Annotated in this window: 20 protein-coding genes; 5 read left to right on the forward strand and 15 right to left on the reverse strand. The window is 65.6% G+C overall.

Annotated features, from left to right (window positions below; genetic code table 11):
• The first annotated feature begins 264 nt into the window (after positions 1 to 264).
• Positions 265 to 585 (forward strand): DUF4164 family protein, encoded by a 321-nt coding sequence (locus FQV39_RS25860; protein WP_349238563.1) that lies wholly within the window; start codon positions 265 to 267, stop codon positions 583 to 585.
• Positions 586 to 722: 137 nt separating this feature from the next.
• Positions 723 to 1,091, forward strand: coding sequence for a cell division protein ZapA (locus FQV39_RS25865; RefSeq protein WP_149132905.1), 369 nt, complete (start codon positions 723 to 725; stop codon positions 1,089 to 1,091).
• Positions 1,092 to 1,181: 90 nt separating this feature from the next.
• Here the strand turns inward: FQV39_RS25865 and pal are convergent, their stop codons facing one another.
• Complete coding sequence (gene pal, locus FQV39_RS25870) at positions 1,182 to 1,694, reverse strand: peptidoglycan-associated lipoprotein Pal (RefSeq protein WP_149134041.1); 513 nt, start codon at positions 1,692 to 1,694, stop codon at positions 1,182 to 1,184.
• A gap of 391 nt (positions 1,695 to 2,085) precedes the next feature.
• Here pal and FQV39_RS25875 point away from each other — a divergent pair, with 391 nt between their 5' ends.
• Positions 2,086 to 2,886 (forward strand): aldolase, encoded by an 801-nt coding sequence (locus FQV39_RS25875; protein WP_149132906.1) that lies wholly within the window; start codon positions 2,086 to 2,088, stop codon positions 2,884 to 2,886.
• Positions 2,887 to 2,963: 77 nt separating this feature from the next.
• On the opposite strand, the gene tolB is transcribed toward FQV39_RS25875, so the two are convergent.
• The 5 genes from tolB to FQV39_RS25900 all read right to left on the reverse strand — a co-directional run bounded on the left by tolB (position 2,964) and on the right by FQV39_RS25900 (position 7,868).
• Positions 2,964 to 4,301 carry a Tol-Pal system beta propeller repeat protein TolB gene (gene tolB / locus FQV39_RS25880; protein WP_149132907.1) on the reverse strand — a complete coding sequence of 446 codons (1,338 nt, stop codon included), beginning with the start codon at positions 4,299 to 4,301 and terminating at the stop codon, positions 2,964 to 2,966.
• 5 nt (positions 4,302 to 4,306) lie between these two features.
• The gene (tolA, locus tag FQV39_RS25885) at positions 4,307 to 5,515 is read right to left on the reverse strand and encodes a cell envelope integrity protein TolA (RefSeq protein ID WP_248313144.1); all 1,209 of its coding nucleotides are present in this window, start codon (positions 5,513 to 5,515) and stop codon (positions 4,307 to 4,309) included.
• A 28-nt stretch (positions 5,516 to 5,543) separates the two neighbouring features.
• Complete coding sequence (locus tag FQV39_RS25890; protein WP_149132908.1) at positions 5,544 to 5,993, reverse strand: ExbD/TolR family protein; 450 nt, start codon at positions 5,991 to 5,993, stop codon at positions 5,544 to 5,546.
• 11 nt (positions 5,994 to 6,004) lie between these two features.
• Positions 6,005 to 6,715 (reverse strand): protein TolQ, encoded by a 711-nt coding sequence (gene tolQ / locus FQV39_RS25895; protein ID WP_149132909.1) that lies wholly within the window; start codon positions 6,713 to 6,715, stop codon positions 6,005 to 6,007.
• Between the two features lie 529 nt (positions 6,716 to 7,244).
• Positions 7,245 to 7,868 carry a TetR/AcrR family transcriptional regulator gene (locus FQV39_RS25900; protein ID WP_349238564.1) on the reverse strand — a complete coding sequence of 208 codons (624 nt, stop codon included), beginning with the start codon at positions 7,866 to 7,868 and terminating at the stop codon, positions 7,245 to 7,247.
• 65 nt (positions 7,869 to 7,933) lie between these two features.
• Between FQV39_RS25900 and FQV39_RS25905 the strand changes: the two genes are divergently transcribed.
• Complete coding sequence (locus tag FQV39_RS25905; protein ID WP_149132910.1) at positions 7,934 to 8,461, forward strand: DinB family protein; 528 nt, start codon at positions 7,934 to 7,936, stop codon at positions 8,459 to 8,461.
• 199 nt (positions 8,462 to 8,660) lie between these two features.
• Here FQV39_RS25905 and FQV39_RS25910 read toward each other — a convergent pair whose 3' ends face one another.
• The 4 genes from FQV39_RS25910 to ybgC form a co-directional block, all read right to left on the reverse strand.
• Positions 8,661 to 9,041 carry a YybH family protein gene (locus FQV39_RS25910; RefSeq protein ID WP_149132911.1) on the reverse strand — a complete coding sequence of 127 codons (381 nt, stop codon included), beginning with the start codon at positions 9,039 to 9,041 and terminating at the stop codon, positions 8,661 to 8,663.
• A 191-nt stretch (positions 9,042 to 9,232) separates the two neighbouring features.
• On the reverse strand, positions 9,233 to 9,691 hold the full coding sequence (locus FQV39_RS25915; protein ID WP_149132912.1) for a DUF2852 domain-containing protein: 459 nt from the start codon (positions 9,689 to 9,691) through the stop codon (positions 9,233 to 9,235).
• A 94-nt stretch (positions 9,692 to 9,785) separates the two neighbouring features.
• Positions 9,786 to 10,442, reverse strand: coding sequence for a TetR/AcrR family transcriptional regulator (locus tag FQV39_RS25920; RefSeq protein ID WP_149132913.1), 657 nt, complete (start codon positions 10,440 to 10,442; stop codon positions 9,786 to 9,788).
• Between the two features lie 55 nt (positions 10,443 to 10,497).
• A complete protein-coding gene (gene ybgC, locus FQV39_RS25925) occupies positions 10,498 to 10,902 on the reverse strand; it encodes a tol-pal system-associated acyl-CoA thioesterase (RefSeq protein WP_149132914.1) in 405 nt (134 codons plus the stop codon).
• 109 nt (positions 10,903 to 11,011) lie between these two features.
• Between ybgC and FQV39_RS25930 the strand changes: the two genes are divergently transcribed.
• Positions 11,012 to 11,521, forward strand: coding sequence for a hypothetical protein (locus FQV39_RS25930; RefSeq protein ID WP_149132915.1), 510 nt, complete (start codon positions 11,012 to 11,014; stop codon positions 11,519 to 11,521).
• 205 nt (positions 11,522 to 11,726) lie between these two features.
• On the opposite strand, the gene FQV39_RS25935 is transcribed toward FQV39_RS25930, so the two are convergent.
• The 5 genes from FQV39_RS25935 to ruvC are packed head-to-tail and all read right to left on the reverse strand — an operon-like array spanning position 11,727 to position 14,964.
• On the reverse strand, positions 11,727 to 12,272 hold the full coding sequence (locus tag FQV39_RS25935; protein WP_149132916.1) for a DUF3828 domain-containing protein: 546 nt from the start codon (positions 12,270 to 12,272) through the stop codon (positions 11,727 to 11,729).
• On the reverse strand, positions 12,269 to 13,294 hold the full coding sequence (gene ruvB, locus FQV39_RS25940; protein WP_149134044.1) for a Holliday junction branch migration DNA helicase RuvB: 1,026 nt from the start codon (positions 13,292 to 13,294) through the stop codon (positions 12,269 to 12,271). The genes FQV39_RS25935 and ruvB overlap by 4 nt, the downstream gene beginning before the upstream one ends.
• A gap of 23 nt (positions 13,295 to 13,317) precedes the next feature.
• On the reverse strand, positions 13,318 to 13,809 hold the full coding sequence (locus tag FQV39_RS25945; protein WP_149132917.1) for a GNAT family N-acetyltransferase: 492 nt from the start codon (positions 13,807 to 13,809) through the stop codon (positions 13,318 to 13,320).
• Positions 13,806 to 14,423 (reverse strand): Holliday junction branch migration protein RuvA, encoded by a 618-nt coding sequence (gene ruvA / locus FQV39_RS25950; RefSeq protein ID WP_149132918.1) that lies wholly within the window; start codon positions 14,421 to 14,423, stop codon positions 13,806 to 13,808. The genes FQV39_RS25945 and ruvA overlap by 4 nt, the downstream gene beginning before the upstream one ends.
• A 25-nt stretch (positions 14,424 to 14,448) precedes the next feature.
• Positions 14,449 to 14,964, reverse strand: coding sequence for a crossover junction endodeoxyribonuclease RuvC (ruvC, locus tag FQV39_RS25955; protein WP_149132919.1), 516 nt, complete (start codon positions 14,962 to 14,964; stop codon positions 14,449 to 14,451).
• Between the last annotated feature and the right edge of the window lie 87 nt (positions 14,965 to 15,051).

Raw genomic sequence — 15,051 nt, forward strand, 5'->3', positions numbered from 1 at the left:
GTCTTGCAGCTGCTTTCGGCAAGCTTGGAAAGGACGGGTGGATTAGGCCCGGCCCTCCCTTCGAGTCAATTCGCGGAACCCTGCTTTCAGGGTCGCAGGCGCCGCCTTAGGGCGGTTTTCCGCAGACGGTGCATCAGCCATGGCGGGCAAGCCCTTGGGAGGCAGTGTCTATGCGCTTTTGGATCGATTCCTGTTTTCCGGCGTTCTGCTGTAAATTCAGGCACGAATCGTGTGAGCCGGCTTCGATCTGAAAGGAGAGCAACCGTGGCGAGCCTGATGCTGGACAATGCGCTGGCGCGTCTCGACAGCGCGCTGGGACAGCTCGAGGCGGCGGCACGGCGGCGGATCGAAGCGGAACGCGGCCGGGGCAATCTCGAAACCGAACTGGCGCTGATGCAGGACGACCGGGCGCGGCTCGCTGCCGATCTCGACGGTGCGATGGCGCGGCTCGGCCATGTCGAGACAGCTGCCGCCGATGTCGACCAGCGGTTGCTGCGGGCGATGAACGTCATCAGCGCGGTGATCGAGCGCGTGCAGGCACAGCAGCCGGCCGAGGAGCCGGAGCACGAGGCCGAAGCGAGCTAGAGCACGCGCCGATCGGATTGCATCGCAATCTGATCGGATCACGCGTTCTCTATCAATGTCTTGGAGACGGATTCACCGATCAGGTTGATTCGACCTGATCGGATCCGGCTCCAGAAGCGGAAAAGGCAGGAGAACGGATGCCGCAAGTCAACGTCATGATCGCCGGCAAGGCCTACCGCATGGCGTGCGGGGAGGGCGAAGAAGCCCACCTGGAGGGCCTCGCCCAATACTATGACGAGAAGATCGGCGAGATGCGGCAGGCCTTCGGCGAGATCGGCGACATGCGGCTGCACGTCATGGCGGCGCTGATGGTCGCGGACGAGGTCCATGAGCTGAAGCAGCGGCTGGCGAAGCTCGAATCCGACCTCGCCGCAACACAGGGCGATGCGGGGGCAGCCGACCAGCGTCTGAGCGAGGTCGAGGACCGGGCGGCGGAAGCGCTAGTTGCGGCGGCCGAGCGGATCGAGGGCGTCGCGAAGAGCCTGATTCCGACCGTTGTGGGCTGAGGCCCGGCCGGCAATGGCGTTTTGGTAGATCAAAGCGAAAAACCCCGGACGTTGCCGTCCGGGGTTTTTCTTGTGCAGCTCAGGCCGGGATCAGACGCCCGGGGCGCCGCCGGCGCCGTCCAGCACCGTGACGGCGCGGCGGTTCTGCGACCAGCAGGAGATGTCGTTGCAGACCGCGACAGGGCGTTCCTTGCCGTAGGAGATGGTGCGCATGCGGTTCGCCTGGATGCCGCGCGAGGCAAGGTAATCACGCACCGTCTGGGCGCGGCGGGCGCCGAGCGAATAGTTGTACTCGCGGGTGCCGCGCTCGTCGGCGTGGCCCTCGACCGTGAAGGTGTAGCGCGGATAGCGCTGCAGCCAGCCGGCCTGCTTGTCGAGGGTGGCAGTGGCAGTGGAGGTCAGGTCGGTGGAGTCGGTCTCGAAGAAGACGCGGTCGCCGACATTCACGACGAAGTCCTGGGCGCTGCCGGGCGTCGCGGCGCCGCCGGCGCCGAAGCCCGAGCCGTCGGCATTCTGGTCCTTGGAGCAGGCGCCGAGCGCGAGCGTCGCGGCGATGGCGGCGGCGAAACGGACGGCACGGCCGCCGGCGAAAAGATGGGTCATCATGGCTGAACTCCGGGCGATCGAAATCTCTTGGCGGCGCGCTTCAAGGACGGCTTCGCGTGGGTCCATCAATGAAGCGTCAACCTAAACGAGACCTTGCCAAATCAGGGCGAAGTGGCGGCATTGCGGCTTATGGTTAACCAATTATGGCGAAAGGCATTTGCGAGCCCGGCTGTGGCCTTGAGGGCACATGTGACGAAAGCCGCCGCTTGCCGGGAGGCCAATTGCGAGCCGTCGCGCATTCACGGGCATCGCTGGCAGGCCTGTGAAAGAAGCTTGCAAATCGGCGGAACAATTGCAGCGCCTGTTTCGTTCGGCTGGCCCTATCGTCTCGCGGTCGCAGGCTCGATACTTGCTTTGCTTTCACTTTTCCCGCGGACCGGAGATCGCGATGGCCCATTCCCTCAAGTCTGTCGCTGAGAGCGCGGCGCCCGTACGGGGCCCCAACCAGCCCGATCTGAACTCCGAGATCGTATGGGAAGCGCGTCGCGACCTCGCCGCGACGTTCCGGATGGCGGCGCGACACGGTTTCGAGGAGGGGATCTGCAACCACTTCTCCGCACTCGTGCCGGGCTATGACGACCTGTTCATCGTCAATCCGTATGGCTGGGCCTTCCGCGAACTGACCGCATCGAAGCTGCTGATCTGCGACTTCCACGGCAATGTCGTCGTGGGCGAAGGACAGCCGGAGGCGACGGCCTTCTACATCCACGCTCGGATCCACAAGAACATCCCGCGCGCCAAGGTCGCCTTTCACACGCATATGCCCTATGCGACGGCTCTCTCGATGACCGAGGGCGAGCCGCTGATCTTCGCCGGTCAAACGGCGCTGAAGTTCTACGGACGCATGGCGGTTGACCGCGACTACAACGGTCTCGCCCTCGACGAACACGAGGGCGACCGCATTGCGGCCGCGATCGGCGATGCCGACATCGTCTTCATGAAGCATCACGGCGTGATGGTGCTGGGGCCGACCATCGCCGAGGCCTGGGACGATCTCTACTATCTGGAGCGCGCCTGCGAGGTGCAGGCGCTGGCGCTCTCGACCGGCCGCCAGGTATTGCCGGTCAAGCCAGAGATTGCGGAGGCGGCCTATCGCCAGATGCGCGAGGGCGACCCGGAATCGGCACGCCTGCACCTAGCTTCGATCCGCCGGCAACTCGATGCCGAGGAGCCAGTCTATCGCGATTGAGCCGGATATCGAAATAAGCAAGCCGCCCGACGTCGCCGGACGGCTTCTTAAACAATGTGATCTGGTTTGGTTCAGATTTAGCGCTGGCCGCTCAGCAGTGGCGACCAGGTCGGGTCGGAGGCGAAGGCCGGTGTCGGCACCGGCACTTCGACGCGGCCGGTGATGTCGACCATGTACAGTTTGCCGCCGGACTGGCCGCCGGGATCGCGGAAGAACATCAGGTACTGGCCGTTCGGCGCCCAGTTCGGGGCCTCGTTGTGGAAGCCTTCGGTCAGGATGCGCTCGCCCGAGCCATCGGGGCGCATCACGCCGATCGCGAAGCCGCCACCACCCTGGCGGGTGAAGGCGATGAGGTCGCCGCGCGGCGACCATGAAGGCTGCGAATAGCGGCCCTGGCCGAAGGAGATGCGCTGGCCTTCGCCGCCGGAGGACGGCATCACATAGAGCTGCTGCTGGCCGCCGCGGTCGCTCTCGAAGACGATCTTCGAGCCGTCGGGCGCGTAGGAGGGCGAGGTATCGATCGCCGCCGTCGAGGTCAGGCGGGTCGTCGAGCGCGAGCCGATGTCGATGGCGTAGAGATTGGCGTTGCCGCCCTGCTGCAGCGAGAGCACGACGCGCTGGCCGTTGGGCGCGAAGCGCGGGCTCGAGCTCATGTCGGGAAAGTTGCCGACGATCTGGCGCTGGCCGGTCTCGATGTTGAGCACCTGCACGCGCGGCTGCTCGCCCTGGCGCTGCGACATGAAGGTGACGTCCTGCGAAACCGGCGAATAGCGCGGCGTCACCACCGAGGTGTCGCCATTGGTGAGGTAGCGCACATTGGCGCCGTCCTGGTCCATGATGGCGAGACGTTTTCGGCGGGTCTCCTTCGGGCCGGATTCGTCGACGAAGACGACGCGGGTGTCGAAGAAGCCGCCGAGGCCGGTGACCTTGCTGAAGATCGCGTCCGAGATGATGTGGCCGACGCGGCGGGCATTGCTCGGGTCAGTGAAATATTGCTGGCCGTCGGTCTGCGTGCCGGTGGCGACATCCCAGAGCCGGAACTCGGCGCGGATGCGCCCGGCCTCGCGCGCGACGCGACCGGTGACCAGCGCCTGCACGCCGCTGGCCTTCCAGGCGTCGAAGCGGGGTGCGGCGTCGAAGGGCGGGTTCGGTTCGGGGAAGCGGCTCTTGTCGATCGGCGTGAAGTAGCCGCAGCGCTTCAGGTTGTTGGTGATCACGCTGGAGACGAGCACGCCGCCATCGCCCGCGAAATCGGCGATGGCGATCGGCATGGGTTGGAAGGCGCCTCCGCGCAGGTCGATGACGAGCTCGGCTTTGGCCGCCGCGGGCACCATCAGGGCAGCGCCGGCAGTGGCGAGCAGGCGGCGGCGCGTCGGCGCGGCCGTCAGGAAGGGGAGGGGGATACGGTCGATCATCGGGGTCACATGACGTCCCTTGCGTCGAAATTGACGACGACGTCGCGCCAGTCGTCATAATAGGCGGCGAATTGAGCCGGAATGCGCAAAGGCGCGCAGCGGCGGGTGGCGGTCAGCGCCGAGTCGGCGGCGACACGGAAGAGCGGGTCGGACGAGGAGTTGATCACGCCCGGTTGACCGGCGAGCGAGCCGTCGGTATTCAGCTTCATCCGCACCGACGGGACGATATTGCCGTTGCCATGGGCGTTGGCGAGCGCGATCGGCACGTTCCAGCACTTCAGCAACTGGTCCTGGATGATGCCGATGAGCTGCGCCCGCAGCGACGGGCTGAGCTTCTGCGCAGCGCCGCGCTCGGTGCCAAGCGAAGCCGTGCGGTTGACCTGCGGCGCCGAAGAGCCGGAGGACTGCGCCTTCTCCTTCGACTGCAGCAGGCGCTCAATGTCGCTGGCATTGAAGTTCTTGGCGATCTGCGCCTCTTTCTTCGCCTTGGCTTCGGCCTCCTGCTTGGCCTTGGCCTCGGCGGCGAGCTTCGCCTTCTGCTCGGCCTCGGCCTTCGCCTTGGCGGCGGCTTCAGCCTTTTCCTTGGCAGCCTTGTCGGCTTCGGCCTTGGCGAGCGCCTCGGCCTTGGCCTTCGCCTCGGCCGCGCGCTTGGCGGCCTGGGCCTCGGCTTCCGCCTTGGCCTTGGCGGCGGCCTTCGCCTCCTCCTCGGCCTGCTTCGCCTTGGAGGCGAGCTCGGCTTCCTCGGCGAGCTTCGCCAGCTCCTCGCGCTTCTGCTCGGCTTCGCGGGCGGCCGCGGCCTCGCTCTTCTGCGGGGGCTGCTTGGCGGGCTCCGGCGGCTTGGTCTCGGGCTTGGGCAATTCGACGGGGCGGGCCGGCGGCGGCGGTGTCGAGGCGTTGTCCTCGGCGACTTTCAACTCGGGCGGGCGCGAGGGCGGGGCGGGCGTGTCGGTCTTGGCCTCGCCGGCTTCCTTGCGCTCGACGACCTCGGACTGGCGCTCGGCGCGCGGCGTCGGCTGCGCCTGCACCTTTTCGGCACTGCGCTCGCCGCGCGTGACCTGGTTCAGCGCATTGGGATCGACGAGTTCGACGGCGATCGCCTCCTCGTTCTCCGGCAGCGGCGCCGGCGATGAAAACGCCAGCAGCCCCGCGACGAGGACCGTCGCGTGGCCGAGCGCCGACACCAGCATGCCAGGTTCGGAGGTCGAAAGCTTCACGCCCTGAACATCCTTACGCTTGTTACGCTCAGCGGTTCGCTGGCTCGGTGACGAGCGCGACCCGCTTGAAGCCGGCCGAGGTGATGGTCGACATCACCGAAGCGACCCGGCCGTAATCCACCAGCTTGTCGCCGCGCACATAGATGCGCTCGTCGAAGCCCTGCTTGGCGAGACCCTGCAGCTTGCTGACGAGGTCCGGCTCCAGCGTCGGCTGATCCTGGAGGAAGATCTGCCCCTTGCTGTCGATCGCGATGGTGAGCGGCTTCTGATCGACATTGATCGGCTTGGCGCCGGTCTGCGGCAGATCGAGCGGCACGCCGGTCGCGATCAGCGGAGCGGCGACCATGAAGATGATGAGCAACACCAGCATGACGTCGATGAACGGCGTCATGTTGATCTCGGCGATGGCGCCATGGCGGCGCCCGCGGCGGCCCCGGCGGCCGGCGCCCTTCGCGGCTGTGGCGGCGGACATACCCATGGTTCAGCCCCTCACGCGGCCATGCGCTCGTCGATCTGCCGCGACAGGATCGCGGAGAACTCGTCGGCGAAGGCCTCGAGCCGGGCCTGGGCCTTGGCGACCTCGGCCTGGAGCTTGTTGTAGGCCATCAGCGCGGGAATTGCGGCGAAGAGGCCGATCGCGGTGGCGAAGAGCGCTTCGGCGATGCCGGGCGCGACCACTGCGAGCGAGGAATTCTTGGAAACCGCGATCGCGGTGAAGGAATGCATGATGCCCCAGACCGTGCCGAAGAGGCCGATGAAGGGTGCTGCAGAGGCGATGGTGGAGAGCACGAGAAGCTTCGATTCGAGCCGCTCAGTCTCGCGCTGGATGGTGACGTCGAGGACCTTGTCGATGCGCTGGGAGAGGCTGGCGACGGAGCGGCCGCCATTCTCGAAGGAGCGCTTCCATTCGCGCATCGCCGCGACGAAGACGGCGGCCATGTCGTTGACCGGCTTGCTCGCGAGGTCGCGATAGAGCTCCTCGAGCGAGCGCCCGGACCAGAACACCTCCTCGAAGGCGTCCATGTCGCGCCGCGTGCGCCGGTAGAGCAGCGTCTTGTCGATGATGATCGACCAGCACCAGATCGAGGCGCCGATCAGGCCCATCATCACCAGCTTGACGACGATATGGGCATGCCAGAACAGCGTCCAGAACGACATGTCGATCTGTGGCGCGGCCTGCGCGACATCGGCGGGGTTCATCCTGTCATCCTTCTCACCCAGGCGGTACGCCGGTGGCCCGAACCTGCAAGGCTCATGGCCCCGGCCCCAAACCCCGCCGCTCGCGTCGCGGGAGACCCACGCCGCCGCCCGTTTCGCGATCCGGGGAAATGCCGTACCCCGTCAATCGCGCGCGAATCCGGCGAAAGATGGGCCGAAACGGGGTTTCCCACGAAACGCATGCTCCAAGAGGAGTTAAGCATCCGGCAAGGTTAATGTCGGGTATACGCCCGGTGCGATGCGGCGATGACAGGGGCGGGCGGGGGCTCCGAGCCCCCGCTTGAACCATCGGACGGGCGCATGATTTTGCTGCTCCGCTGCAAGTAGCGGCCAGTATTCCGTGCAGATGTCGCGGATCGGGATCGTGAGGGAAGGCCCGGCGAGCATGTCCGGAAAAGCCCGCAATCTGACCCGACCGCAGGTTTTCACCCGCTGGAGCATCCTTCGAGACGTCATTCTTGACGGAATGGCTCCTCAGGATGAGGGCGCCCGGTGAATTTTCAAACGGTCTCTAAGATCGATTTGCGAAATACAGATGGATCATTCTGACCAGCTCCCGGCGGATTTCGGGGGCGTGGAGCATTCCCCGCCGTGCCGCATTGTGGATCACACCGTCAATCGCGTCCGAGACGACGAGTCCCGTTGTTGACGCTGAGACCTCCGCAAATCCCGACCGATAGGTCGTGGCGGCTTCCGTGTAGAGCGCAAGGTACTGCGCCTCGATTTGACTGTTCTGGTCCCGATAGGCCTCCAGGCCGGGAGCCTCGTCGAGAAGAACACGGTGCAGGCCGGGATGGGTGCCGTGGGCTTCGACAATGTTGGAAACCAGCGTTTCGACGAATGCGGCAAGGGGCAGTTCCGTTGCGAGGGCATTCCGCACAGCGTTCAAACTGTCATCCAAATGCTTCCGCCGGATGGCGTCGACGAGCGACACCTTGTCCGGGAAGTATTGATAAAGCGACCCGATGCTTACCCCGGCAGCTTCGGCGACCTTGTTCGTCGTGAAGCCGGTCCAGCCTTGCTCGCTGAGAACGCGAGCCCCAGCTTCGATCACCGCCTCGACCGTCGCTCGGGATCTGGCCTGGCGCGGCTGCTTGCGCATGGCCGGCTGCCGCTTGGCAATGCGAGTAGACAAGCCGATCTCCTCGTCCAAAATGTGAGGAAGTTACTCACATTTTTGCAAACGGGAAAGGTTCAGCCATGACCGCAACGCTTCGCACCCTGTATGGGTATCAAGCTTGGGCCAACAAAGACCTGCTCGGCAAGCTGGGGCTTCTCGATCCAAAAAGCCAGGGTGAAGCGCTTCGCACTGCTCTGAGATTGATCAGCCACTACCATGTCGTGGCAGAAATATTTGCGGGGCATCTCACCGGAGAGGGGCATCGCCACGCCGCCGACAACACTGCCGAGACGCCGACCTTGCAGGAGCTTGGCGCTTCCGTCGCAGCTACGGATAGGTGGTATCAGAACTATGTCCGAACGGCCGCCCGCGAAGAGCTTTCAGAGTCGATCACGTTTACATTCACCGACGGTGACAGAGGCTGCATGACGCGAGAGGAAATGCTTATGCATGTCGCCCTGCATTCAGCGGTCCATCGCGGTGAAGTCTGCCGAATTCTTTCGCAGTTAGCTATCACCCCTCCTTGGGATACCCTAGCTGTGTATTTGCACCAGGTAGAGCCGTTCAGGCGTGAGGTGAAACAGGAGCCTGCCTCGATGCCTGCATAGATCGCCGCGCGTCCGACAGGACGCGGTAACGGTGATCTATGCTTTTGTTATCTCGTTGGATTTCTCCGAAAAGTGGATTCCACTTTTCGGTTCGATTCTAGAGCATTTCCACGTTTCCCGGAATCGCGGAAATGTTCTAAGTCTTTGTTTTGTCGCATTTTATTCACGCGAACCGGTATCCACTTCGCTCGAAAATGCTCTAGCGTTGCGTCAGGAGATTGGCGTCTCGTGCCAGCCGCCAGCGTCCGTCCGCTTCCTTGCGCAGAAGCGTGAGTGTGTAGCCCGATCGGCGAACAGGGGTGTTGCCGGGCGGGAAAGCCGTCATGTCGATGCGATTGCGGAGGAAGGCCCAGTCGCCGAGGACCTGCAGTTCGAGGATTTCGCTGGAGCCCTCGATCCGGGTATCGCCCATGCTTTTTGAGGCGGCGGCGAAAGCTTGCTTTCCGAACGGCTCCTGTCCGGGGACCATGAAGATGACGTCCTCCGTCATCAGGGACAGAACGGTCGCGTGATCTCCCGCCTTGCTCGCCGACATCCAGGTTTCGACGACCTGGCGGATGGCTGTCTCGTCATCGGTCATGTCCTGAATCCTTGATACGAAGCCGAACTCCGGGAATCCGGCAGTTCAACGCGAGCCCTTGGCTAATGGTTGCGAGACATCCGCAGCCGATCCGATCGCAGTCCGGGATCGTGCTCGCCCCCTGGCCGAAAAGAAAAGCCCGCCCCGGCGGACCGGGGCGGGCGCGATGGAGGCTTGCCTCAACGGAGGCGTCAGGCGGCGTCAGGCTGGGCCGGGGGATTGGCCGGCGGGTTGTTGCGGCGTTCGGTCATGAACTGATCGAACTCGGCCTTGTCGCGGGCCATGCGCAGGCGGCCCAGGAAGTCGTGGAACTCGCGCTGCTCATCCTCGAGCCGGCGCAGCGTCTCGGCGCGGTACTCGTCGAAGGCACGGTTGCCGCTGGAGGGACCGCCGCGGCCCCAGCCGCCGAAGCCGCTGCCGAAACCGCCTTCGCGGCCGGCCATACGCTCGCGCAGACGATCCATCTTGCCCTGAAGACGGCTCATCCGGTGCTCGTAACGGTCTCCTGCGTATCCACAACCCATGCGTCCACTCCAGAAAAGAAAGGCCAGGGTCGCCAGACCCAGGGGCCAGAACACGATGAAGCCGAGAACCGCGAAGGCGATCCAGGCTCCCTTCCCATATTCGTCCAGCTTCTCGACGATCGGCATTGCTCCCTCTCATGACAGGACGTGAATGTAAATCACATTTACATAGATGCCCCGGACACCGCGGATTGTCAAGGAGCCGACTCGCGGAAAAGAATCAGCCGGGGTTGGAAGAGCCGTTGCCGCTGATGCCGAGGCCCTGGAAGTAGATCAGCATGCCGGCCTCCAGCAGCTCGGCAGCCGACATCGGCAGCGGGCGACGCCCGCCATCGGCGCGGCCGAACAGGGCGGCGACGCCATGCGACATCGCCCAGATGTGCAGCGCCATCATCAGGGCAGGGGGGCGCTTGCCCTGCGGCAGCTGGGCGATCAGGGCCTCGGAAGCCTGGCGCAGGCCGGCGAAGGCGCGGTCGGCCGCGGCGCGCAGCTCGAGACTGGCGTCGAGCGGCACGCCCGCCTCGAACATCGCCGAATAATAGGCGGGTTCGTCATGAACGAAGGCGAGATAAGCGCGCCCCAGCCGGTGGAAGGCGGTTTCGGGATCAGGGCGACCTTGATCCCAGGCGCGCGCGAGGGCGGCTTCGAAGGCCTGGAAGCCGCGCGCCGCGACATCGGCCAGCAATTCATCGCGGTCGCGGAAATGCCGGTAAGGTGCGGCCGGGCTGACGCCGGCCATGCGCGCGGCTTCGGCGAAGGTGAAGCCGTTCGGCCCCTTCTCGCCGATCAGCCCGAGCGCAGCCCGCACCAGCTCCTCCTTGAGGTTGCCGTGGTGATAGCCGCGGGGCGTTTCGGGTCTGTCGCGCTTCCAGCTCATGTTAAGAGCGCTAACATGCCGAGCCGACCGGCGTCGATGGGCACGCGCGATATCGTCAATCGTCGAGCATCAGGCGCTTGCGCAGACCGTCCGGGATGCGCCGGGCCCGGCCGCCACCGACGCAGGCAACCTTGACCCCGGCGGTGATCAGCTCCTCCTCGCCGCGCAGCACTCGCTGCGCGAGATCCATGGTGGCGCCGCGCGCTTCGACACAGCGGGTCTCGACGGTGAGCAGATCGTCCATCACGGCGGGGCGCAGGAAGTCGATCGTCATCTTGCGCACGGCGAAACCCAGCGCGGTCTCGCCATCGAAGAGCTCGCGCTGCTCGACGCCGAGCGCGCGGATCAGCTCGGTGCGCCCGCGCTCCATGAAGCGCAGATAGGAGGCATGGTAGACCACGCCCGAGAAATCGGTGTCTTCATAATAGACGCGGACAGTGATCTGATGGGGGCTGGTCATGCAGGCCGGCATATAGGGCAGACGCATCGCGAGTAAATGGCTGCGGGAACAAAAGCGCGGTCCGGCGCGTGATCAAGGGGGCGGGGGCAACAACGATACGGAGATATCCATGTCGCTATCGGCCAAGGCACTTGAACGGCTTCTCGACAAATCCGAATTCGATCTCGTGGGGCGCACGCGGCGCGGCAAGCTCTCGGGCGAAAGCGATGACGGCCTGCGTGATCTCGGCCGGACCTTGCGCGAGAAGCGTGACCGCGCCCGGGACATCGCCCGCCAGCAGCGCCGCGAGTTCCGCGGCAAGGCGCCGCCGCAGGGTTCGCGCCCAGCCTCGGACAATCAGGGCACCAAGGCCAAGGCCGATGCGCTGACGGTCGCGCTGAAGCGCGTGGGAGCCGAGCAGACCCGACGGGCCGAGAAACTGCGTGCGCCGAGCCAGCGCAGCCTCGCCCGCAAGGCGCTCGCCCTGAAGCAGCGCGAGCGTGCGCTGGAACGCCCGAAGAGCCGTACCGCCGGCAAGGGTATGCGGCCGGTCGAAAATCCGAAGGCGGCGAAGTCCGGTGCGCTCAAGGATGCCGGTGCGCGCCCCGCGATGATGCGCGCGAAGATTGCGCGCCAATAGCGGCGGATCGGTCAGCAGGTTCCGACAACGCCGCTGCAGAAGGCCCGGAAAGCTCAGAGGCTGTTTTGGAAACCCGCAGCCCTCTCCTGAGGAGCCGCGCAGCGGCGTCTCGAAGGATGCCCCAGAGGGTTCCGAAGCCTCCTTAAACATCCTTCGAGACGCCATTCCTCACGGAATGGCTCCTCAGGATGAGGGTTTGGAGTGCTCAGCGCTTGCAGGGCTTGTTCATGAAGGAGCCGCAGTCATAGGGCTGCGAAAGCTGCTCGCGGATCGAATAGTCCTTGCCCTCGAAGTGGTTGACGATGTCGTCGATACGCCAGCCGCCGTCCTCCCGCACCATCTGGAACTGGACGGTCACGGGCTTGCCGAAGCTGCGGAAATTGGCCAGCACGGTCGCCTTGCCGGCCGCAACCGGGATCGTGTCGAAGCTCAGCTTCTTCACCTCGCCGTCCTGGCCGTTGAGGAAGGGATCGGCGCCGATCTGGCCCATATCGCCGCTTTCGTCCTGATAGAGATCGTCGCGGGCGAAGAGCGCAGCCAGGCTCTTGCTCATCAGCCGGTCGCGATGCGGCGGGCGCCAGGCCGGCGGCGGGGCCTTGCCCTTGTCTGCGAGCGTCTTGATCGTGATGGCGTAGCCTTCTTCCACCGGCCCGCGCGGGACGTCGTCGCGGGCGCGGGCCGAGATGGCCAGGACTGCGAACAGGCCCGTCAGGGCGAGCGCCAGCGCGAAATTCCGCACGATCTGCTTCACGCCTCGTCCTCGTCGTTTCCGAACAAGCCGAACTGCGCCGTCTCGCGCGAAGGCTCGGGCATGCCGAGATGACGGAAGGCGTGCGGCGTCAGCAGGCGTCCGCGCGGCGTGCGCTGGATGAAGCCCTGCTGCAGCAGGAAGGGCTCGATGATCTCCTCGATCGCGTCACGCGGCTCCGAGAGCGAGGCCGCGATGGTCTCGATCCCGACCGGCCCGCCGCCGAAATTGATGGCGACGGTGGTGAGATAGCGCCGGTCCATCTGGTCGAGGCCGATGGCGTCGACGTCGAGCAGGGAGAGCGCCTTGTCGGCGACCTTGCGGGTGACGATCGGGTCACCGTCGACGATGGCGAAATCGCGCACACGGCGCAGCAGACGCCCGGCGATGCGAGGGGTACCGCGCGAGCGCTTGGCGATCTCGTTGGCGCCGTCGTCGGACATCGGCACGCCGAGCACGCGGGCGCCGCGGGCGACGATGCCCTGCAACTCCTCGACCGTGTAGAACTGCAGGCGGATCGGGATGCCGAAACGGTCGCGCAGGGGCGTGGTCAGGAGGCCGGCGCGGGTGGTGGCGCCGACCAGGGTGAACTTCGGCAGGTCGATCTTGACCGAGCGCGCCGCGGGGCCTTCGCCGATGATGAGGTCGAGCTGGTAGTCCTCCATCGCCGGGTAGAGGATTTCCTCGACCGCCGGGTTGAGGCGGTGGATCTCGTCGATAAAGAGCACGTCGCGCTCTTCGAGATTGGTGAGCTGGGCTGCGAGATCGCCGGCCTTGGCGATGACGGGGCCGGAGGTCGAGCGGAAATTGACACCGAGTTCGCGCGCCACGATCTGCGCCAGCGTCGTCTTGCCGAGGCCGGGCGGGCCGACGAAGAGGACATGGTCGAGCGCGTCGCCGCGGGTGCGGGCAGCGTTGATGAAGACCTGGAGATTGGCGCGCGCCGCCGCCTGGCCGGTGAAATCGGCGAGCGAGAGCGGACGCAGCGAGGCCTCGCTGTCGTCGTCGCGGCGTTCGGCCGTCATCAATCCGGAACGCTTGGGCTCGCTCACAGCGCGATCTCCAGTTCGAGGGCGTCGTGGATCGGAATGTCCCGGTATCCTGTCTTGATGATGGTCGGCACGACCGAGCGATAGGCGTCGATCGCCTCGAGATAAAGCCCGGAGAGGCGGAAGCCGCGGCGCTGGTAGAAGGTCAGGCCCGGCATGTTGTCGTTGGTCAGCATGGCCTTGAGCCTCTTGGCGCCGGCTGCTTTCGCGGTCGCGATGACAGCATCGAGCATCTGGATCGCCACGCCTTCGCCGGGGCGCAGCGAATGGAGCGCGCAGAGATAGGCGGTGTCATCCTTGACCGTCCAGCTTGCGAGGGCGGCCGTTGCGCCAGATGGTTCGAACAGGCCGAGCGCGTCGATCTCGGCGACGTCATAGACATGCAGGTCGATCATCATGCTGTGCGAGCCCCAGCTCGCCAGCATGATGCGGCAGAGTTCGGTCTTGTCGGTGACGACGCGCAATTCCAGCTCGTCGGGCGGTGCGCTCACTTCGCCAGTTCCTTCAGGCCCAGCTTGATGAGCTGGGCCGTGCCGGCGCCGTCGCCGGCGGCCTTGGCGGCGGCCGCGACGGCAGCCACGGCCTGGGCCTGAGGATAACCCAGATTGGCAAGTGCCGAGACGGCGTCGGCGATGGGTTGCGGCAGCTTCCTGTCCTCCAGCGCGCCGGAGAGCTGGACGACGCCGGGATCGATATGGCCGAAGGCCGGAGCCTTGTCCTTGAGTTCGGCGCAGAGCCGCTGCGCCAGCTTGGGGCCGACGCCGGGCGCGCGGGCGATCGCCGCCTTGTCGTTGGTGGCGATAGCCGTCGCGAGCGCGCCCGGGTCGAGCGTCGAGAGGATGGCGAGCGCGACCTTGGCGCCGACGCCCTGCACCACCTGCATCAGCCGGAACCAGTCGCGCTCGACATCGGACATGAAGCCGTAGAGGCGGATCGCATCCTCGCGGACATGGGTCTCGATCGAGAGCGCTGCCGCCTCGCCGGTCTTGGGCAGGCGCTGCAGCGTGCGTGCGGAGCACTGCACGACATAGCCGACGCCCTGCACGTCGATAATGACGTGGTCCTCGCCATAGGAATCGATCAGGCCCTTGAGCTTGCCGATCATCGTGTCTTTCCCCCGGCCGCCACTCTCAACCCGCCGCGCGCATCTGCGCGACCAGCGCCTTCATGCCGCGATGCTGGGCATGGCAGATCGCGACGGCGAGCGCGTCCGCCGCGTCGGCCGAGCTGGTCTCGGCCTTGGGCAGCAGTACGCGGATCATCGCCTGCACCTGCTTCTTGTCGGCGTGCCCGACGCCGACCACGGTCTTCTTGACGAGGTTGGCGGCATATTCGGCGACACTCAGGCCCGCGAGCGAGGGCACGACCAGCGCGATGCCGCGCGCCTGGCCGAGCTTCAGCGCCGATTGCGGATCGCGGTTGATGAAGGTCTCTTCCACCGCGGCCTCGTGCGGGCGATGCGTGGCGATGATCTTGTGCAGCCCCTCGTGCAGCTGCCGCAGGCGCTCGCCAAGGGCGAGATTGCCGTCGCTCTCGACGCAGCCGCAGGCGACGAAGGAGAGCTTGCTGCCTTCCGAGACGACGATGCCCCAGCCGGTCTTCCGGAGGCCGGGGTCGATGCCGATGATGCGAATCGCGGGTGCCATGACGCGCTCAAGCTAGCGGATGTTTCGGATTTGTCCCGCTCGGAACTTGAGCAGGGATGAATTCCCCTCATCGATCGCATCAAAAAG

It is taken from the genome of Bosea sp. F3-2, from assembly GCF_008253865.1.
Classification (GTDB): domain Bacteria; phylum Pseudomonadota; class Alphaproteobacteria; order Rhizobiales; family Beijerinckiaceae; genus Allobosea.